General features: G+C 41.4%; 17 protein-coding genes and 1 tRNA gene. 12 read left to right on the forward strand and 6 right to left on the reverse strand.

Going from position 1 to position 19,466, the window contains the following annotated elements; all coding sequences use genetic code 11:
* Position 1: 1 nt before the first annotated feature.
* Positions 2–1,504, reverse strand: a complete 1,503-nt coding sequence (gene guaB / locus PQO01_RS01435; RefSeq protein ID WP_274312263.1) for an IMP dehydrogenase — start codon at positions 1,502–1,504, stop codon at positions 2–4.
* 203 nt (positions 1,505–1,707) lie between these two features.
* Here guaB and glgB point away from each other — a divergent pair, with 203 nt between their 5' ends.
* Positions 1,708–3,885 (forward strand): 1,4-alpha-glucan branching protein GlgB, encoded by a 2,178-nt coding sequence (gene glgB, locus PQO01_RS01440; RefSeq protein WP_274312264.1) that lies wholly within the window; start codon positions 1,708–1,710, stop codon positions 3,883–3,885.
* A complete protein-coding gene (locus tag PQO01_RS01445; RefSeq protein WP_274312265.1) occupies positions 3,885–6,392 on the forward strand; it encodes a hypothetical protein in 2,508 nt (835 codons plus the stop codon). Before glgB ends, PQO01_RS01445 begins: the two co-directional genes overlap by 1 nt.
* A gap of 34 nt (positions 6,393–6,426) precedes the next feature.
* On the opposite strand, the gene PQO01_RS01450 is transcribed toward PQO01_RS01445, so the two are convergent.
* Complete coding sequence (locus tag PQO01_RS01450) at positions 6,427–6,951, reverse strand: ankyrin repeat domain-containing protein (RefSeq protein WP_274312266.1); 525 nt, start codon at positions 6,949–6,951, stop codon at positions 6,427–6,429.
* Between the two features lie 172 nt (positions 6,952–7,123).
* On the opposite strand from PQO01_RS01450, the gene PQO01_RS01455 reads away from it, so the two are divergent.
* The 7 genes from PQO01_RS01455 (at position 7,124) to ttcA (ending at position 13,766) form a co-directional block, all read left to right on the forward strand.
* Positions 7,124–8,800 (forward strand): hypothetical protein, encoded by a 1,677-nt coding sequence (locus tag PQO01_RS01455; protein ID WP_274312267.1) that lies wholly within the window; start codon positions 7,124–7,126, stop codon positions 8,798–8,800.
* A complete protein-coding gene (locus tag PQO01_RS01460) occupies positions 8,800–9,603 on the forward strand; it encodes a DUF1189 family protein (RefSeq protein WP_274312268.1) in 804 nt (267 codons plus the stop codon). Before PQO01_RS01455 ends, PQO01_RS01460 begins: the two co-directional genes overlap by 1 nt.
* 82 nt (positions 9,604–9,685) lie before the next feature.
* Complete coding sequence (locus PQO01_RS01465) at positions 9,686–10,981, forward strand: lyase family protein (RefSeq protein ID WP_274312269.1); 1,296 nt, start codon at positions 9,686–9,688, stop codon at positions 10,979–10,981.
* Positions 10,982–11,011: 30 nt separating this feature from the next.
* Positions 11,012–11,662 carry an EboA domain-containing protein gene (locus PQO01_RS01470; RefSeq protein ID WP_274312270.1) on the forward strand — a complete coding sequence of 217 codons (651 nt, stop codon included), beginning with the start codon at positions 11,012–11,014 and terminating at the stop codon, positions 11,660–11,662.
* The gene (locus PQO01_RS01475; RefSeq protein WP_274312271.1) at positions 11,659–12,549 is read left to right on the forward strand and encodes a TatD family hydrolase; all 891 of its coding nucleotides are present in this window, start codon (positions 11,659–11,661) and stop codon (positions 12,547–12,549) included. The genes PQO01_RS01470 and PQO01_RS01475 overlap by 4 nt, the downstream gene beginning before the upstream one ends.
* The gene (locus PQO01_RS01480) at positions 12,542–13,027 is read left to right on the forward strand and encodes an LptA/OstA family protein (protein ID WP_274312272.1); all 486 of its coding nucleotides are present in this window, start codon (positions 12,542–12,544) and stop codon (positions 13,025–13,027) included. The genes PQO01_RS01475 and PQO01_RS01480 overlap by 8 nt, the downstream gene beginning before the upstream one ends.
* Positions 13,011–13,766, forward strand: coding sequence for a tRNA 2-thiocytidine(32) synthetase TtcA (ttcA, locus tag PQO01_RS01485; protein ID WP_274312273.1), 756 nt, complete (start codon positions 13,011–13,013; stop codon positions 13,764–13,766). Before PQO01_RS01480 ends, ttcA begins: the two co-directional genes overlap by 17 nt.
* A 3-nt stretch (positions 13,767–13,769) precedes the next feature.
* Here ttcA and PQO01_RS01490 read toward each other — a convergent pair whose 3' ends face one another.
* The 3 genes from PQO01_RS01490 to PQO01_RS01500 all read right to left on the reverse strand — a co-directional run bounded on the left by PQO01_RS01490 (position 13,770) and on the right by PQO01_RS01500 (position 15,835).
* Positions 13,770–15,161 carry an SLC13 family permease gene (locus PQO01_RS01490; protein ID WP_274312274.1) on the reverse strand — a complete coding sequence of 464 codons (1,392 nt, stop codon included), beginning with the start codon at positions 15,159–15,161 and terminating at the stop codon, positions 13,770–13,772.
* 120 nt (positions 15,162–15,281) lie between these two features.
* Positions 15,282–15,371, reverse strand: a tRNA-Ser gene (locus PQO01_RS01495).
* Positions 15,372–15,457: 86 nt separating this feature from the next.
* Entirely contained in the window at positions 15,458–15,835 is a 378-nt protein-coding gene (locus tag PQO01_RS01500) for a LysM peptidoglycan-binding domain-containing protein (protein WP_274312275.1), read from the reverse strand.
* A 101-nt stretch (positions 15,836–15,936) separates the two neighbouring features.
* On the opposite strand from PQO01_RS01500, the gene PQO01_RS01505 reads away from it, so the two are divergent.
* Genes PQO01_RS01505 through PQO01_RS01515 form a run of 3 tightly spaced genes read left to right on the forward strand, consistent with a single transcriptional unit; the run spans position 15,937 to position 17,965 of the window.
* Positions 15,937–16,662: a PTS sugar transporter subunit IIA gene (locus PQO01_RS01505; RefSeq protein ID WP_274312276.1), complete on the forward strand. Its 726-nt coding sequence runs from the start codon at positions 15,937–15,939 to the stop codon at positions 16,660–16,662.
* Positions 16,659–17,288, forward strand: a complete 630-nt coding sequence (locus tag PQO01_RS01510; RefSeq protein WP_274312277.1) for a phosphoribosylanthranilate isomerase — start codon at positions 16,659–16,661, stop codon at positions 17,286–17,288. The genes PQO01_RS01505 and PQO01_RS01510 overlap by 4 nt, the downstream gene beginning before the upstream one ends.
* Positions 17,289–17,311: 23 nt before the next feature.
* Positions 17,312–17,965 (forward strand): DUF3313 domain-containing protein, encoded by a 654-nt coding sequence (locus PQO01_RS01515; RefSeq protein WP_274312278.1) that lies wholly within the window; start codon positions 17,312–17,314, stop codon positions 17,963–17,965.
* A 51-nt stretch (positions 17,966–18,016) separates the two neighbouring features.
* On the opposite strand, the gene PQO01_RS01520 is transcribed toward PQO01_RS01515, so the two are convergent.
* On the reverse strand, positions 18,017–19,450 hold the full coding sequence (locus PQO01_RS01520) for a replication initiation protein (RefSeq protein ID WP_274312279.1): 1,434 nt from the start codon (positions 19,448–19,450) through the stop codon (positions 18,017–18,019).
* Between the last annotated feature and the right edge of the window lie 16 nt (positions 19,451–19,466).

Genomic DNA, 19,466 nt, shown 5'->3' on the forward strand with positions numbered 1-19,466 from the left:
ACTATACTGTGCGATAATTAGGTGCGTCTTTCACCATTTGAATATCATGAGGGTGAGCCTCACGCAAACCCGAAGGTGTCACACGATACAAAATACCTTTTCTCTGTAAATCAGGAACAGTTCTTGCACCACAGTAACCAAGAGAGAACTTCAGACTACCCGCAAATTGATGCAACACACTACCTGCAGTACCTCTATAGGGAACACGACCTTCAACTCCCTGAGGAATAAGCTGACTAGAATCTTCTACATCACCCTGAGAATATCGCTCACGACTGCCCTTGCCACTCTTCATAGCCTCCAAGCTACCCATACCACGATACACCACAAATCTACGACCTTGCATCATGATTTTTTCACCTGGGCTCTCTTCCGTAGCCGCCAACAAGCCACCCATCATCACACTACTCGCTCCTGCAGTAATAGCTTTTGGAACATCTCCAGACTGCTTAATTCCGCCATCTGCAATAATGGGCACATCTGACGGCACTGCTCTTGAAGCTTCGTGAACTGCAGTGATTTGTGGAATACCCACACCACAAACAACTCGAGTCGTACAAATGGAACCCGGACCAATACCAACTTTAACTGCATCCGCGCCTGCATCCGCAAGAGCTTTTGCTCCAACTGCAGTACCAACATTACCTGCAATCACATCAATAGAACTTCCCATACCCGACTTTAACTCTTTAACCGTATCAATCACACCTTTCGAGTGGCCGTGAGCTGTATCAATAACAATGGCATCTACACCTGCATTAATTAACGCTTCCGCTCTACCAAAATCATATGGGCTTATAGCTGCCGCACAACGAAGCTGATATTTTGAGTCTAAGTTCTCTAATTTCGACGTCCCAGTAATCAAGGCATTCACATCGTGGAAGCTATACAAACCAGCCAAAGCACCATCATCACACAACAATGGCAATTTACCGATTTTTTTATCTATCATGATTTTGTAAGCGTCTTCAAGTGTGGTGCCTTCTTTTGCTGTCAAAATCGAGCTAGTCATCACCTCTTTTAGAGTCAACCTTGTATCATTACAAAATTTTAAATCTTTCGCAGTCAAAATACCCGCAACACGACCATTCGCATCCACAATCGGAAAGCCGGAAAATGGCAAGCGTTTATCATCCTTGTAATTAAGTAGTTCCTCAACAGTTTGAGTCTCACGAAAACTTACAGGATCCTGAATCAAGCCATTCGAGTGTAATTTAACTTTCCTAACAGCCTCTGCATGCAAAGCAATATCCATGTTTTTGTGAATAACACCAATACCACCGAGACGAGCCATGGTAATTGCCATAGATGGCCCCGTAACCGTATCCATTGCTGCACTTACAAAAGGAATATTAAGATCTATATTTCTACTAAATTTTGATTTGATACTTGTTTCTTCTGGGAGAAAATCTGCGTATTGAGTAACTAATGTTACGTCATCGAAAGTCAAACCTTGCAATTTTGTAGACTGCATAAGTTCGTCAACTTTTTCATTCACTATCATTATTAGGACCTTCAATTTAAAAATTATCTACTATAGGTCTGCCAAAAATACATGAGCATTCAAATCATGCAAGCCCTTAAGATCTCTGTTTAAAAAAATCATATTTCACTGACACAATCTTAAGTTCTTATTTATTTGCATACTACTAATCTGACTCTATACTTTACCTTATATATAATAGGAGAATAACCATCGAGGACTATATGATTTCCCCCGAGCAACAAAACGCCATCTGTGAACTACATCACGAATCTCCCCATAGCTACCTTGGACTACACCAACACGGCTCAAAATGGATCGTGCGCAATTACGAGCCCTACGCAGAGAAACTTAGCATCACTAGCTCTGGCAAAACTTACGACTCAACAAAACATGAAAACGGCTTCTTCACCACTACATTAACGAAAAAGCCTAATTCCCCATATCAAATTAACACACAGTACCCCAATAGCGACAAACTAACAAAGTACGACGCATACTCTTTCCTCCCCACCCTTGGAGATCTAGACGTCCACTTAATGCATGAAGGCAACCACCTAGAGCTGTACAAAGTTCTAGGTAGTCAAGCCACTACATCTAACAATATCCCTGGCATCAGTTTCAAAGTCTGGGCTCCCGATGCGCGTGGCGTCTCTTTAATTGGGAACTTCAATGGCTGGAATCGCGCCATTAATCCTATGAGAAAACTCATTGGCAGTAATGGCATCTGGGAAATCTTCATGCCCGAAATGTCTTTAGGAGAATACTATAAATTCGCCATAAAAACTCAAAGTGGCGAAATCATAGAAAAACAGGATCCGCTCGGAAAACTCTCCGAACTTCGACCAGGCACCGCCAGCGTTGTGTGGGACAACAGCGCCATCACTTGGTCCGACGACCAATGGCTTAAGCAACGAGAAAACACAGACCCATTAAATTCTCCTCTATCAATTTATGAAGTTCACTTGGGCTCTTGGAATCACCCCGACCTAAAAAGAGAAGGTGAATTTGCCAACTACCGTGACATCGCACACACTCTTGGACAATACATAAAAGAAATGGGTTACACCCACATCGAATTACTCCCTATTACTGAATTTCCTTACGACCCTTCTTGGGGCTACCAAGCAACTGGCTACTTTGCTCCCAGCTCTAGATTCGGCACCCCGGCTGACTTCGCCTATTTCGTCAACCACCTCCATGAACTCAATATTGGCGTCTTAATTGATTGGGTCCCCGCACATTTCCCTACAGACCGCCACGCACTAGGACAGTTTGATGGAAGCTCACTTTACGAGCACGACAACCCTGACGAAGGCTACCATCCTGACTGGAACACCTTCATTTTTAATTTCGGCAGAACGGAGGTCTCAAACTTCCTCATCTCATCTGCGCTCTATTGGTTAAAGGAATTCCACATTGATGGCCTAAGAGTAGACGCAGTGGCCTCAATGCTATACCGGGACTACTCACGCAAAGAAGGTGAATGGCGCACAAACAAAGACGGAGGCAGAGAAAACTACGAAGCGATAGAATTCCTAAAACGCCTTAATACTTTAGCCCACGAACACTGCCCAGGAACTATGGTTATTGCTGAAGAATCTACCGCATTCCCAAAAGTCTCAAGACCCACTTACGATGGTGGATTAGGCTTCACGATGAAATGGAACATGGGCTGGATGCACGATACACTTGCCTACTTCTCCACTGAACCTATACATAGAAAGTACCACCAAAACCAACTCACATTCTCATTAGTCTACGCCTTCAACGAAAACTTTGTACTTCCTTTAAGCCACGACGAAGTTGTACATGGAAAAGGATCTCTCATACAAAAAATGCCTGGCGACACATGGCAAAAATTCGCCAATTTACGCTGTTTATACGCATACATGTACGCTCACCCAGGAAAAAAAATCTTTTTCATGGGCAGCGAGATCGCTCAATGGCACGAGTGGAGTGAGTCAAAAAGCCTTGACTGGGCAACACTTAATAATGGCGACCACCTAGGCATTCAAAAAATCAGTAAAAAGCTTAATCATATATACCAAAACGAGAGTTGCTTCTGGGAAAATGACTTTAGCCATGAAGGCTTTGAATGGATTGATGCTCAAGACAGCGAGCAAAGCGTGCTATCATTCATCAGGAAAAACTCTAAAAACGAGCAGATTCTATGCATCATGAATCTAACACCAGTTCCACGAGACCACTACACCATTGGTGTACCTCATCCGGGTTCATACAAAGTCTTATTAAATACTGATGACTGTGACTATGGTGGAAGCGACTACTTATCTCAGTCACTATACTCATCCTCACCCAATTCAGCTCATAACAAAGATAACAGCATATCCATTAACCTCCCCCCTCTCTCTGTATTATACCTAAAACTGAGTGATTGATGCTACTAAAAACCTGGCATATTTTTAGAGGAGTTTTCTCCTTGGCAGGAATGACTCTTTGCGTTCTAATACTCATCTTAGAAATCAAAGGTCTTCCTGAAAATTTAATCCTAGGTATTAGACAAGAGCTCGACTCGAAGGATCTCCATTATTCGATTGATGAAGTTCACATGGGCCCCATAAGCGGAATCAAAATCAATAACATCACTATCGAGGATCCATCACAAGAAATAGACATCTACCAAGCCGAAAAAATTCAAATACTCTTTAATTTGGTAGATCTATCCCAAGGATTATTCACACCTGAATCACTTGAAGTTAGAAATGCTAATTTCAATGTGAACTTAAAGCTATCCGACGAAGAAGAATACCTTAAAGTACATAACGCCAACCTCAACGCTAAAATCATCGACGCAAAAAATATTAAGATCAATTATTTTGAGTGTAGCACTGACCACCTCAACTTAAACATCCAAGGCGAACTCGTCAACTTATCAAACACACAAAACAAAGATCCCCAAACACCCGCCCGACTACCCAACGCCACCGACTTAAACAAACTCATCCCCAGCCATATAAAAGAAGCAATAATCAATATCAATGATGTAGCTAACACACTCAACTTGACTGATAAAACCTCTGTAAATATTAATTTTTTTTATGATGGTCACAACTCCGTTAACAATACAGCCACAATCGACTTTTCTTTACCGGAATTCCTCTATCTTGGAAACCTCATCACAAGTACAAAATTTAGTCTAAAACTCAAAAAGGGAATCATTTCTGTACCTCAGTTTGAAATCAATGCTGACAACAATGAATCTCTATCAGGGTATTTTGAATATGAACTCGAGAGCAAAAAACTAAACGCCAACCTAAAAGGTCAATTTTTTCCCTTTAAATACTTAAAAATATTTGCACCCCAACTCATTCAACACATCGATTTCATAGCTTTCACAGAAACCCCTCCCCAACTAAATCTTTTCATTAGCACCCCAGATATCAGTGACTATAAAAAATGGGAACTCCATGGCGACATAAAAGCTTCCAATTTTAAAGTCCAGGGCCTATACGTAGACCTCGTAGAAGGCCCCATACAATTCAAGAACCTAAACTTCCAGACCGAAACATTAAAATTATCTGGTCCACAAATCAACGGCAAGGTGCAAGTACGATACGACTTCACCAACAATAAAGTCTCACTCTACGCAGACGCAGCAGGCGACCCAAGACACATCAGCCATTTCATCTTCAATAAAAACGGGCGACAAAACTACTTAAACGTCTGGGAACGCTTTTCATGGGGCCGCACCGCAATCCCGACTTGGTCTGGCTATTTCGATTATCGCTATGATCCAATAAGCGATGAAGATCTAATGACTTTCGATGGTGAGTTCAAAGCAGATGGTGCCTCTATAAACGGCGTCAATACACAAAAATTAGCCGCTAAAGTTTACATGCAATTCCCCGAACAAATCCTCGTCCATAACATCCAACTTGACACCACCGACACTCACGCAAGAGGAAATCTAGGCTTTAAAAATGTCACCACGGACTGTACGATCGATTACCAATTCTATTCAACCCTTTCAATCCCTCAAACTTTGCGCGTTGCCAATGGCGACTGGAAAGGACTACTCAACACCCTCAACCTCCCTAACAATAGCTACGCCAGAATCACTGGTCATTTAAACTTAAGTGACGCTCTCAATGCTCGGAGCGAGGCCTATATAGAGCTTCCTGAATTTTCTTTCAACGAACTAAAACTTGAGTCACCTCGAATCACCTTTAATATGCGCGACAAAAAAATCATGATTGCTTCGCGGCGAGCCAAATTCTACTCAGGCGACATGCATTTTGTCTATCAAGACAATCTAAAACTCAACCAACAAGCCTTAAAAATCAACGCTACTAATGTTGACCTTGCGGGACTAATCTCTGAACTCCAGAAAGACTCCTTAAACACTGCTGCTGGTCGGGTCAACTTTGGAGCTGACGTCAACCTAAAAAGTCAAAATGGTGAAATACAGAGTATCTTAGGCGAAGGCTTCGTTCATATTTACGACGGCCTATTTCTTGAGATCCCTTTCCTATCGACTTTCTTCAATCGCTTGGAGTCCATCCTCCCATTTGTATCTGCTGCAAAAGTCAAAGAAATGTCTGCCGAACTCAAATTTTTTGATCAACAAGTAAACATAGACAACTTTTTTAGTGACGGCAAACTTATTGCCCTATCGGGCAAAGGTTGGTTTGATTGGAGGCAAACAATGTACTTCTTTAACATCAACACTCACTACTTGAAAGATATCCTAACACTGCCAAAGCCCTTAAATGTAGACATTCTTAAAACACTATTCAGTCCACTTTCAGTATTAGTGCAAGCTGAAGTTCGCGGAGATCGCAATGGCTATGAGTGGACCATTAACAGCATGGATAACTTCAAAAAGTCAATTAACCGAACACCATCACGCTTCATGAATATATTTAAATCTAAAGAAGAGAGATAAAAAAAGCGAGTTATAAAAACTCGCTTTAAAATTCTTAGCTCTCGCTTTTTTTCTTCAACATTGCCTGCCGCTGAGCCTTTAACTCTCGTTCAGCTTTCGCTTGAGCTTTCTTAGCTGCGTTTCGTTTAGCGGTCTCAGCCTTACGCTCTTCTCTTCTTTTCAGAATTTCAGCTTTATGCCTTGCCTCTTCTTCCGCCTCGAGCCTCTTCTTCTCTTCAAGCTCAGCTTTCTTTTCTTCATCCTTAACTTTCTGACGCCTCTGAAAATCGACATCTTCCTTCAAGATAATCGGCTCACCGTGCTCAGCATCGAATTCCATTAGAGTTTGCTCAACTTTATCATTGGGTGCGTAATCCAAAGGCGTTAAACCTTTTTTATCACGTATATTCACATCCGCTCCACTAGCAATCAATATCCTAATGATTTGAATATTTAATGCATAATGCAAAGCTACTTTCCCGTGAAGATCCTTCTGATTTACTTCAAAATTGGGGTCCTGCAAAGCTCTATAAATATCTGCAAGTTTCTCATCTTTAACGAGTCTAAAAAAATCAATCATTCATCCATCCAAAATCTGGTAATTATTTATCTATCTATATAAAAAGTCACGAATTATAACATAATTTAATAAAATTTCAACATGATAAACTTGCCAGTAGCTTTTCTACTTGCTCAGTAGAATTTTAGCGGTATCCTATTTGAATTGAATTTAAAATACACTGAGGCGAAACATGAAAGTCATCTCCAAAAACAAGTTTTTTTTGCTAATGCTAGCACTAGCTATGCCCTTGATGGCAAGATCAACAGAAGACTATCAATTACTACTTAAAAAAACGATCGAATTATACCCCGAGTTTGAAGATGCCCTCCCAAACACAAGTTTAAGCAACAGTATCACATCTTTCGTACCCGTAATCACCAACAAAGACGTCCTTGGCATTAGTGCGATCCCGCAAAGCCCACTCGACAATAAAGATATCGCTCGACTTAAAGAAATGGTGATTTATAACACAACTCGTCTACTTGAGCCGAATTCTCTTCCAATCATCTTTGAGATGCTAACTAAATCCATCGCTGCTCAAGACAGCATGCAAATCGGATTCTGGACTGCGTGCCTCAGTAATAATATCGCCAACTATAGTGACTTGAGCAATCTAGCAGAAATCAACTATCTAGCCGAGTATATCCCTGCACTAGCTCCAGACCTCAAAAACTCAGAAGGCACCCCAATTTCTATGCGTGGATCAGCTTCAGCATCATTCGCCGATGTTTTTAAACATGATTTAATGGATGAGCTTTACCAAAAAAATAATGCTTCATTTAAACCACAAATCATTACTAAGCAAGCTGAATACATGACGACCTTTCTACTACAACGCCCTGTATCAATACTAAAAAACTCACAGCTGCACGCCAACAAACTCGCACAAAACCTTCAACGCGCAGCCTTAACTGAAGACAAGACTACTTACAATGGTAAGCTTGCGGTTTTAAAATCGTCATCTGCCAGTATCCAAACAACAGCATCCATACTTCGCACTGCCGTTGAATTTGCAAAAAACAAAATCAAGTACACTTCACCCAGCAGCAAAGCTATAACTGAACTTGCGAGTAAACATAGTCAAGCCATCGCCCCTGAACTAAGCTTATACCTAAAAGAAGCCATCGAAAAACAAAGTAAAGAAGGCAACATTGGGATTCTCATAGAGCCCCTCTCTACTAAGCAAGGCTCCTTACTAGGTAATCAAACACTCGTTTTAGCTTCCCAAATCAGCTCCGCGCTAATTAAAAGAAAAGTTGAGTATTCCCTTTTAAATCTTGAATCTATTTTAAGAAGTCACTTCCCATCAGCTAAACAAATGCCCGTCCTCATCATCCCATGTGTTAAACTTTCTGCACGTTCTGGATGGTACTTACAAAGTGAACTCAATAAGCGCATCAATGAATACAAAGAACAAGGTGGCCGCATCATGTGGGTCTCATCTCACAGTGTCAACTTCTTAAATGAGCTCTCTCGAAACCTCCAGAGCGCAACCTCTCTGTCAAACATCAGCCTTGATAATTCTGAAGAGATCATGGTTCACAAAGTCTTAAACGCCTCCGGAGAAGAAAGCTACATAGACATGCTTAGATCACCCGCTCAATTCAATAAAACACTTCCTGTGGGCTACACAGTTAAAGATAATGAAAACATCACACCTTTAATGTCTCTAAAGTTTGATGACGAACTTGTGACTATTGCGGCTATCAACAACGATAAAACTGCTGCGTACATCAACCCGCTCATTCTTTATCCCGCCGCAGTTGATACGCAAGTCGAAGCTTTAATCCCAGCTAGATTTGAGCAATCTATAGAAGATGCCTTCATGTCTAGTCTAAGACTCTTAATGGACCCCAACGCTCTCTAATGCAGAAAGTCGCTGCCTTCTTTAGATTTTATACTAATTTCTACCAAAAAGAGCAACAGCTAAATGCGCTAACTAAATGGCGCAATGGCCTGCTCTTTTTACTTATTCTATCGATATATTCCGCAATACTCCCTTGGCGGACGTCAACAAATAACTTCAAGCAGTTCTATGCCATTCAAGTGAGCCCCGTACTTAGCGAGCTCCCAGAACTCTACATAGAAAACGACTCGATCACTATCGAAAACAAGCAAGAGTTCAAATCTCTGGAAAACGATAAAGTCATCATTTCGATTGATGCGAAAATTGATTTAAACAAAAAAATCCCCATCCAAATCAGCCGAGATAAGCTCGCCATTCTCCACCCCGACTTTACTCAAATACTACCTCTCAGTACTTTCACCCACCTTGAATCAACTCAAAGCTTTCTAAGTCAAGAGGAAGCTAGAACACAAATCCCTTTAAACGACTACTTGAAAAACAACTCAGATTTTATTAGAAGTATTCAAGTTCATCAATTTTTTGCTAGTATTCGATCACTACTTTTTACCAACGTCATTCAATGTGCCTTTCTGGCGGGTTTATTCTTTTTTTTACATCGTCGCATTGTTCGAGCCCCCTTCATCGATTTCTTCAAAATAAGTGTCTTGGCATCAGTCCCCTTCTCTCTTAGCCTTGCGGTTTTCCTCTTTTATGAAAACGTCTCATTCTTTTCAACTTTGGTGCCCACTGTATTACACTTTTTTTTCTTTTTCCGTTCTATCCCTTCTCTCATTGAATATCAAAATGCTAAAGCGCTAAAATAAATTGCCACAAAGATGGGCTCCACTTGCATATTAAGGGCTTTAAGCTTAATTCAAAAAATCAAATTACTCTAGGAGAAATCAAATGGCTATCTGGTCAACCTCTGCCAACGACGAAGGCTTCAACTCTCGCCTTCATGAAATATGCTTCAAAACCAACCTTGATTACGACAACAAGCTCCTCCCTTGGGATATTATTGCACTAATTTCTCACGGGCGCATGCTCGCTAAATGCGAACTCATTTCCGCAAGTGATGCTGAACTCATTGAAACACATCTTCAAGATATGAAGCAGGAAGCACTCGATGGCTCACTTAAAATGCTTCCTGAGCTCGAAGACTGTCACTCACTTATTGAAGATGAGCTCATTAAACGCGCTGGAGATGCTGGTAAACAACTTTACATGGCTCGTAGTCGCAATGACCAAGTCGTATCAGCGACTCGCCTCTTTGGTAAAGATAAGCTCACAAAAATCAAGCAAACTCTCAAATCCTTTATTGATGAACTCCTAAGTTTCGCGAGCAAACACGAAACTACCCCCATGCCGGGTTACACACATACGCAACGCGCCATGCCTTCATCCGTTGGCTTGTGGGCTTCTTCTTTTGCAGAAATTCTTATTAATCAAAAAGAAGCTATTGACGCCGCCATTTCTCTCAATGATGTCAATGTCTTAGGTTCGGCCGCCGGTTATGGCACTGACTTTCCAATTGATCGCGAATTCGTCACTAAGGATCTCGGTTTAGCTAGAACCCAAGTCAATTCACTTTCTTGCCAGTTGAGTCGTGGCCAAGTAGAATGCCAAAGCCTGCAGGCTCTATGGGGTACAATGTTTGTTATCAACAGACTCGCAAACGACATGGTATGGATGACAAGCGCTGAATTCGACTTTTTAGATGTCGGTAAATCCTGCACTACTGGTTCAAGTATCATGCCGAACAAGAAAAACCTTGACCCCTGCGAAATCATCCGTAGTCGTTACCACCTTTTTACTGGTCAAATCAGCCAAGCTCAAGGCGTTATATCCAACCTATTTTCAGGATACAATAGCGATTACCAAGAGACCAAGGGAGTCTTCATGGAAGGCCTCACTCTCGTTGAAGAATCTCTTGAAGCTATGGGCATTGTCATTTCCAATACCAGTATCAAGGAAGAACGTTTACTCAGTTTTTTCTCGAAAGACATCTACGCAACAGATCTCGTCAATCGCCAAGTAATTGAAGGCAAAACTTTCCGCGATGCCTACATAGAGGTTAAAAAGTCACTTGACTCAGTCGAACTCGAAGATCCCTATGAAAACGTCAAGCGAAAAACTCATCTCGGTGCACCTGGAAACCCCGGCCTCGATATTCTTAAAGAACGCTTAGCTAATTTCATTTGAAAAGCACCACTTTTTGCCTCATCTTATAATATGAAAATTGATATCCTCAAAAACATTTTACTCCGTCACGCTCCCCGACAAGGGCGTACCGCAGGCTTTTATGATTTTTTAGAATCTACCGATTTCCAATCGAAAGAGTTTCTCATTCAATTTTCTGGTGTTCCACGTAAACTTGGGCGACAGATTCCAGATTACGATGACGAGGAAACTCAGCAACTCAATGAACTTGCTCCCGCACTAGCTCTTCTTAGTATTGGCAACTTAGGCCGCGTCTTATTAGCCTCTAAATTAGCCTCAAGATCTGACCTTCAGGAATTACTCCTCCGCGGAGATGATTTTGAAAAGGCCACCTCATTACTAGCTTTGAATTTTCGCGATGATGGCAAAGAATTACACAATGATGTTGTTAATGTCTGCCGCACCAATTCACTCGATACATATAAAGCACTTGCTATCAATAACCCCTACCCTTCGGAACACTTTACAGAAGCTGAATTCATCCAACTCACTCTTAAAGTTCTGTTTATGGGACTACCCTTCGATAAAATATATGGCTTAGAAAAACGTTGTAACGATAAACTAATCGAAGCTGTATTATTCTTTTACACTGAACGCACTGCAGCCAAACGCACTGTACCAGATGTTTGTATTAATTTTCTTAAGGAGAAAAATGCTCTATGAAATACTTTGACCCACATATTCACATGACTTCACGTACTACAGATGACTATATGGCCATGTACAAAGCTGGTATACGCGCTGTAATTGAACCCGCCTTTTGGCTCGGGCAACCTCGAACACATGCTGGCTCTTTCGACGACTATTTTCAGTCTATCACGGGTTGGGAACGCTTCCGCGCTTCACAATTTGGCATACGCCATTTCTGTACTATTTGTCTGAATGCAAAAGAAGCTAACAATCCCGAATATGCAGATGAAATTTTAGAGTACCTCCCTCGTTACCTCGAAAAAGATAATGTTGTGGGCGTCGGTGAAATCGGCTACGACGACATGACGGATCATGAACACAAGCTTTTCAAAACACAGCTAGAAATGGCTAAAGAACGCGACCTCCCAGTTATTGTACACACACCACACCGCGACAAACTCAACGGTGTCCAAGCCACTATTGATCTCATTAGAGATGTTGGCATTGATGAAACCTTAGTTGTCATTGATCACAATAACGAAGAAACTCTTCCTATGGTTCTCGAAACAAACTGCTGGGCCGGCCACACCATATATCCTCATTCAAAAATGGATGCTGACCGCATGGTTGACCTCATTCAACAATATGGTTCTGACCGTATCCTCGTTAATAGTTCTGCTGACTGGGGGATCTCCAATCCTCTTGCCGTTCCTGTAACAGCCGGGCTCATGAAAGAACAAAATTTCAGTGATGAAATCATTCAAAAGGTGATGTGGGACAACCCCATTGCTCTCTTTGAAAAATCTGGCGCGTTTACAAAGGCAGAACTCGAAACCGAATTAGAGTTTGATCAAAGCTTACTCTTCCAAGGTAACTCAGTACTTCGCGGTCAACGCCCTGAAAAAAGCAGCAATGCTTAAGTTTCTAACACTTTTACTTTTTAACCTTAGTTTAGTATCAGCCGCCGAAAAAATCGCTGATACAAACGAGGTTAAAGAAGAGAAGACTGAAGAAGTTATTATAACTTCTGACACACTTGATTTCTTCAATCAAGACAAAAAGCGCATGGCCATCTTTGAACACAATGTTCATGTGACTCGTGGAAAAATGACCATGACCGCAAAAAAAATGACCTGTTACCTAAACACTAAAAATGAGATCCATCTCATTATTGCTGAAGGCGATGTGGTCATTACCGAAGAAGATAAAAAATCGACTTCCCAAAAAGTGGCTTACTCTCCCAAAGAAAAGAAAATTATTCTCATTCGCCAACCAGTCATTTATATGAATGAAAATAAAATTGAAGCTCGACGCATCACCATCTACCAAATAACTGGCGATGTGTTTTTTGATGAACCCGTGATGCACACCCTTATCAAAGATGAGCCAACTAAGTAATTCTCTTCGAAAGCAAGTCTCAAAAGCTCTCAACGATTTTAATATGATCGCTGAAGGTGATAAAATTATGGTGGCATGTTCAGGTGGCAAAGACTCCTCAATCTTACTTCTGGTTTTAGAGGAAATCCGTAAAAAAAGTCCTGTGAATTTCACCCTTCATCCCGTCATGCTTGATCAAAAACAACCTGGCTTTGATGCCGTTGAATTCATTCACTTCATGCGTGAACACAATTTAAATATCACACTACTCCAAGAAGATACCTATTCGATAGTGAAAGACAAAACACCCGAAGGCAAAGCCTTTTGCGGTGTTTGCTCACGCCTCCGTCGAGGAATCCTTTACACCCACGCGAAAACTAAGGGATACACAAAAATTGCTCTTGGTCATCACCGCGATGATATGAATCAAACTTTATTAATGAATATCTTTTTCTCTGGGAAAATTTCTGCGATGCCCGCAAAATTAAAATCAGATGATGGTGCTAATACTTTAATCCGCCCCTTGGCGTATTGCGCTGAAAAGGATTTAATTGCACTCGCTGAAGAATACTCCTTCCCCGTTGTTCCCTGCAATCTCTGTGGGACTCAAGAAAATCTACAACGTCAGGAAATGAAGAAGCTTCTGGGAAATTTAGAATTAAAGCACCCCAACATTGGTGCTGTTATGCAAAATGCTCAGGCGAATATCCGCCCCTCACAATTACTTGATTCAAAGCTTTGGGACTTCTCCAGTCTTTAAGCCCTACCAAAGAATAAAGCGGATCCATATCAGGGAAGATATAACCCCCACCACGGCCGCAATAATGCCCGTGATTAAAAAGTCACTGGCTTTCAATAAACCAGAAGAAGACGCTAAAGCATTTGGCGGAGTAGATACCGGCATGCACATAGCTGTTGATGAAGCTAAGGCGATAACTACAAGCATAGGTTTTTCGTAACCGACTGCCATGGCCGCTGCGATCGGCATAATTATATTAGCTGCCGCTGTATTACTCATAAAATTAGAGACTATACAGGCCATAAAAGCCATCATAATCACTAAAACGAACATATTATCACCAGCACTTGGCATCGCCTCTACTAGGGTGTATGCAAGTCCGCTTTTCTCTACTGCTACGCCTAGTGTTAAACCACCCGCTAATAATATTAACACATCCCAAGGTAAACTGCGCATATCATCGGCTTCTATCACTCCATTCAAAGGCAAGAGCACAATGGGGACAAAAGCCACAACTGAAGCAGGCACACCATGTAAACTTCCTGTACACCAAAGAATAACAGTAAGTAAAAAAACTCCCATTACGAAGGCGGAGTCTTTATTCATGGGAACTAGCTCGAAGTCGAACTTCGTTTCGTTTTTCCCTTTGCACGAATAAGTGGTTCTCAAATAAAACCACAACACAAAAAGACAAACTAAAGCTGGTGGCATTCCGTACCACATCCAAGTCAGAAAATCAACACCCTCACCTCGCGTCTCAAGCAAAGCTGCGGCGACAGCATTTGGAGGCGTGCCAATTATACTTCCCATGCCACCAATGTTTGCACCCAATGGAACCGCCATGATATAAGCTTTTTTACGCTTATCGCCTTTTGCGAAGTTCGCTAAAACGGGCCCCATTAAGCCTAGCATCATGGCCGCGGTCGCAGTATTACTCATGAAATTCGAGAAGATAAAACTTAAAAACATGATCCCAAACAAAAGTATTGAATGAGATGAACCCAGTTTTGTGAGCAAAATAGATGAGACTCGTTTATTAACCCCAGTTTTTTCAGCGGCTCGCGCTAATACTAAGCCTCCCATGAAAAGCCATATAATCGGACTCGACCAAGTCTCGGTAAAAGTTTCCCAGGGAATATCTCCACCTTTTTCAGGGGACAAGAGAAAAATTGACAAGCCAATAACCAAAAAGCCAACCGCAAAGGCTGGCAAAGCTTCTGTCATCCAAAGGCTCGCGGACAAAATCAAAATAAATAAAGCTCTGCGCTCTGGAATGGGCATTTCGCCGTAAGTAGGATAGAAAGCTAAAAATAAACTCATCGCAGTAATGAATATAAGCTTTATCGTATCGCGATAAGGATGCTTGTGGTAAATCCCCATTAACTGCTTTAAATGACGTCTTGAACTTAACTGCAAATGATTCTCCTCAACTTAATCACCAGACTCTACTCTCTTGCTTTTCTAAAACAAAATCACTTACTGCATCTATGACTAAAAATAAGGGCAGCAATTGCTTGCTGCCCTTAAGAAAATGAATGGCGGAAGAGGTGAGATTCGAACTCACGGAGGACTTGCACCCTCTTCGGTTTTCAAGACCGACGCCTTAAACCACTCGACCACTCTTCCGCTTGAGTGTGCACAGATAATATCGCCACTTCATTCTTTGTCAAACAAAGTTTTCTAAAGAAAATTAAGTTTTTTAAGGATATATCTTAATCTAGGGGAATTGTCAATTTTTGACCAATAAAAATGCGATTCTGATCTTTAATATTATTCGCCGACATCAATTTCTTCATACTCACGCCATAGCGTCCAGCAATCACCGATAAGCGATCACCACTTTTCACTTCATAAGTCTTTGTTCTCGGCGTTGGGCTAGGTGTTGTCGTTCGAGGCGTATTGACTTTACGATTTGACGTGGGAGTTTCTTGCACAGAATCCTCAGGCCCTTCATTTTGTAACTGCTCGACTTCTTGAGCATCACCTGCCGCATGTTCCCCTGTATGACGCGTTACAACCCAAGTCACGCCTCCAACTATAAAATGCACCGCCAAAACGGCAACAAATAAAGCGAATGATTTGATTTTCATAAATTAACCTGCACAAAATTAAAAAAGCGATATAAATTCCAATATAGCTTTACCTTAATAATTGCAACTCAAAGAAATTGAAAACTTAAGACCTCTTTACCATGCCTTACTCAATGCTCAACATGAACGAAGCTGCAGACTACCTGCATTTAAGCCTTAACGAACTAGAAAAACTAGTGAGTAAACGCTCCATCCCTTTTGATAATCTGCGTGGGCAAATTGTTTTTAGAAAAATCGAACTGCGCGATTGGTCTAATCAAGGTATGCTAGAATCCTGCAAAAAAACTATTACAGCGACTCACAAAAGGATTGACTCACACCTCTTCGACACACCAGATGATAATCAAGCTTTTCTATCTGAATGTGTCTTCCCAGGTTGTATGATTCCTGAATTGGCGGGGCGTACTCGCAAAAAAACCCTACAGGCACTTGCGAAGGCTGCATTCGACACAGGCTATGCGACAGATGAGGAAGAAGTTCTAAGACTTCTAGAAGAACGTGAAGAACTTTGTCCCACAGGTATTGCAGGCGGTATTGCTATCCCACACACGCGCATTCATAGTCCTTACTTATATTTGGAAAACATGATCATCATCGGCAAATCAAGTCGCGGTATCCCTTTTGGATCTTCCGATCATAAATTAAGTGATATCTTTGTCATGCCTTGTACGGTAGATGATCGCCACCACCTCTACATGCTTTCGCGAATTGCCCTACTTTTTCAATCCACTGATTTTGCCAACCTCCTTCGTGAAGCACATAATGCCGAAGAAATGCAGGAAGCCTTAGTAATATGCGAAAAAGAAATAATAAGTAACATAAAATGACTCCTTACATAAAAATATGCGGTATTAGCAAACAAGAACACATCGAAAAACTAATTGAACGCAAAACCGATGCGATCGGCTTTGTTGCCTACCCACCTTCACCACGCTTTGTCACTCCCGAACAGGTTCGTGAACTCTGTGAAAATATTCCGCCAAATATTGCTCGTGTACTCGTTGTCGTTGATATGAAGCCCCACGAAATCCAAGCCTATCTCGATGCCGGAATCAATACTTTACAATTTCATGGTGATGAAGATGCGGACTTCGCAAAATTATTCTCCTGTGATATTTGGCGAGCGGTTCGCTTGAAAGATGAAGAGCAAATTGATGCCGAGTTAAATTTCCCATGCTCAAAATTTGTGCTCGATGCCGCACCAAAAAACGCTAGCCTTCCCGGGGGCACAGGTGAAGTGGGCGACTGGGATTTAAGTAAACGCTTTGTCGAAAAATCTGAGAAAGACGTCCTCATTGCTGGTGGCATTAAACATGAAAACTTCCAAGATGCCTTAGCAATTACCCAAGCAGCTGGGCTCGACCTCTCTTCTGGCGTCGAAGACTCACCTGGACATAAATCTTCGCGAAAAATCGATCTCTTCTTTGCTACATTAAACAGTAACTCACAATAAATTATTAACACAAGGTCTTAACAATGAAAAAATTATTCCTCTCCCTACTCCTGTATGCTTTATTCTTAGGCTGCGCCAGTAAAACTCCTGATGAAGATGAATACTCTGGCTTCCTCAAGAGTTATAAACACTTAAAAGAAGTCGAAGCAAGTGATGGCGTTGATGTATTGGCTTGGACAAACGAGAACTTTAAAAAGGGAAAGTATCATTCTATCCTACTCGACCCAGTAGCACTCTACCCCGACCTCCCTTCCGATGATGACATGTCAAAAAACACGACCAAAGCCATGCTCGACCATTTTAACAAGGCACTCAAAGCAGAGCTCTCGAAAACTGTCAAGCTAAGTGATGCGCCTGGTCCGGGTGTGGTTCGCCTTCGCATTGCAATTACTTCTATCGATAAAACGATTCAAGACTACAAATGGTACTCGTACATCCCTCTTACCTTTGTGGTAACTTCCGCCGGTGAATTAACAGGCCTGCGAGATAAAGCTAGTGTTCTAAACGTCGAAGCTGAACTCGTCGATACGATGACGGATGAAGCACAAGTTTCTGTAGTCAGAAAAGACTTCGGCAGCAATCTTGATGGTGACGATCAAATCACTATGAAAGAGATTAAGAAAACACTGGATAAATGGGCTAAAAACACAAGTACTTATATGAAGAAAAATCTGTAAAGATCCAGCTGATTTTATATTATGAGTGATGCGAAAGCATCACTCATTTTTTTAGACATCCATTAAGCGACCGCGCCTCATGAGGCGTGCTTTAATGTCTCCTTCATTTTCAATGACATAACCCTGATCCTCCATAAAAACCTGCTTATTAAATAAGTCTTTCAGATTTTCACTCTCCACAATCCAGCTCTGGAAATAAGCTTTGACTTGAGGGTGATTCAGATCATGTGTAAGTAATAATTCATTTATGGGAGCATAAATTCCTTGTTCGGGCTGAGTCATTAAGTATTTAGAAAAAGCCTTGATATGCTTTCCACCATTGGACTGAATGAATCTCTCCACGGCTTTTTTATACCAAGCTTGATGAGCTCTTTCAACAAAAGCTTCAATCGCACGGCGACGATCACCTTGAGCTGACGCCACCTCGGCTGGAGTCGCTGCAGTGACTTCATCATTGTCAGCGGCATAATTTCTCATTATTGCGGAACGCGCATAACGAGTTATATCCGTTTGGATGCCACGCTTGCGATTTTTTAGGACTCGATCCAAAGTCAATTTTAAATTGGCCTCTAAATAAGTCTCATCATACTTCATCGCGAGGACATGGGCTTCTTCACGCTCAAATTGAAACTCTTCAACAAGGCGCTGAAAAATATTTTTTAAGTCATCGGGAATTTCGTCAGGCAATTCATTCTTGCTCAAAGATTTTTCTTTATCTTCTTCAGACTGCCCTGCAAAGTCTTCACTACTTCCCAAGTAATTGTATTTCTCCAAACCATCTTTAATAAAAGCATTATTTGGATCGGGCTTAATCTCAAAATTAAGGCCAGAAATTTTTCGACCCTCTTTCACTTCTTGATAAGCCACATTGATATCGGAAAATTTATTAATCTCTTCAACGGCAGGCTCTAGAACTTTAACTCGGAAATTTGAGTAAAGGGGGTACTTACGCTCCAAGCCCAACATCACACGTAGTTTTTCCATTGTCACGGTACGTTTACCTATGGTTTCATATTGCTTCAGAAGTTCATAAACCGACTCCGAATAACAGTTTTCCATATGGATCAAATTAATCATCTTGTAGCGTGTATAAAACTTCTTGAGTTGAATGAGGTAGCGCTTCAAAGATGGCGTGAAACGAAAAGTGAAAATCTTCTGTTTCTTATGGTATTTAGCTTCACTCAACCAAGTGGCTGTAAAGCGTTCAACGTCGTTCTCTACCGTAAATGGTTTCGACATAATACCATGAGCAATGCGCTCATATTCTTTGGGAGCATTTTTGTCTTTAATGGAGAAGAATTGAATAAAGTCTTCAATGGGGAAACGGTATTCTTTAAAGTCATCATCGTAGGGGCTAATGCAAGAAACCATGTAAGCGACAAGTTTGCGCTCACGAGTAGTTAAATGCATACTGCGCTTCGCCTCCACCAGGTCATTACCCTTGGCGACATAACGGTCTTTTCTACTTTTCGCAACTTTATTCATTTAAACACACCATTTT

This window comes from Lentisphaera marina, from assembly GCF_028745505.1.
GTDB lineage: Bacteria > Verrucomicrobiota > Lentisphaeria > Lentisphaerales > Lentisphaeraceae > Lentisphaera > Lentisphaera marina.

What these genes read in the sequence shown, in the direction of transcription:
- PQO01_RS01450 (WP_274312266.1), bottom strand. Translation starts at nt 6,951, where the DNA reads ATGATTGATTTTTTTAGACTCGTTAAAGATGAGAAACTTGCAGATATT.
- PQO01_RS01480 (WP_274312272.1), top strand. Translation starts at nt 12,542, where the DNA reads ATGCTTAAGTTTCTAACACTTTTACTTTTTAACCTTAGTTTAGTATCA.
- PQO01_RS01445 (WP_274312265.1), top strand. Translation starts at nt 3,885, where the DNA reads ATGCTACTAAAAACCTGGCATATTTTTAGAGGAGTTTTCTCCTTGGCA.
- guaB (WP_274312263.1), bottom strand. Translation starts at nt 1,504, where the DNA reads ATGATAGTGAATGAAAAAGTTGACGAACTTATGCAGTCTACAAAATTG.
- PQO01_RS01505 (WP_274312276.1), top strand. Translation starts at nt 15,937, where the DNA reads ATGCCTTACTCAATGCTCAACATGAACGAAGCTGCAGACTACCTGCAT.
- PQO01_RS01520 (WP_274312279.1), bottom strand. Translation starts at nt 19,450, where the DNA reads ATGAATAAAGTTGCGAAAAGTAGAAAAGACCGTTATGTCGCCAAGGGT.
- PQO01_RS01460 (WP_274312268.1), top strand. Translation starts at nt 8,800, where the DNA reads ATGCAGAAAGTCGCTGCCTTCTTTAGATTTTATACTAATTTCTACCAA.
- PQO01_RS01510 (WP_274312277.1), top strand. Translation starts at nt 16,659, where the DNA reads ATGACTCCTTACATAAAAATATGCGGTATTAGCAAACAAGAACACATC.
- PQO01_RS01500 (WP_274312275.1), bottom strand. Translation starts at nt 15,835, where the DNA reads ATGAAAATCAAATCATTCGCTTTATTTGTTGCCGTTTTGGCGGTGCAT.
- PQO01_RS01475 (WP_274312271.1), top strand. Translation starts at nt 11,659, where the DNA reads ATGAAATACTTTGACCCACATATTCACATGACTTCACGTACTACAGAT.
- ttcA (WP_274312273.1), top strand. Translation starts at nt 13,011, where the DNA reads ATGAGCCAACTAAGTAATTCTCTTCGAAAGCAAGTCTCAAAAGCTCTC.
- PQO01_RS01465 (WP_274312269.1), top strand. Translation starts at nt 9,686, where the DNA reads ATGGCTATCTGGTCAACCTCTGCCAACGACGAAGGCTTCAACTCTCGC.
- PQO01_RS01470 (WP_274312270.1), top strand. Translation starts at nt 11,012, where the DNA reads ATGAAAATTGATATCCTCAAAAACATTTTACTCCGTCACGCTCCCCGA.
- glgB (WP_274312264.1), top strand. Translation starts at nt 1,708, where the DNA reads ATGATTTCCCCCGAGCAACAAAACGCCATCTGTGAACTACATCACGAA.
- PQO01_RS01515 (WP_274312278.1), top strand. Translation starts at nt 17,312, where the DNA reads ATGAAAAAATTATTCCTCTCCCTACTCCTGTATGCTTTATTCTTAGGC.
- PQO01_RS01455 (WP_274312267.1), top strand. Translation starts at nt 7,124, where the DNA reads ATGAAAGTCATCTCCAAAAACAAGTTTTTTTTGCTAATGCTAGCACTA.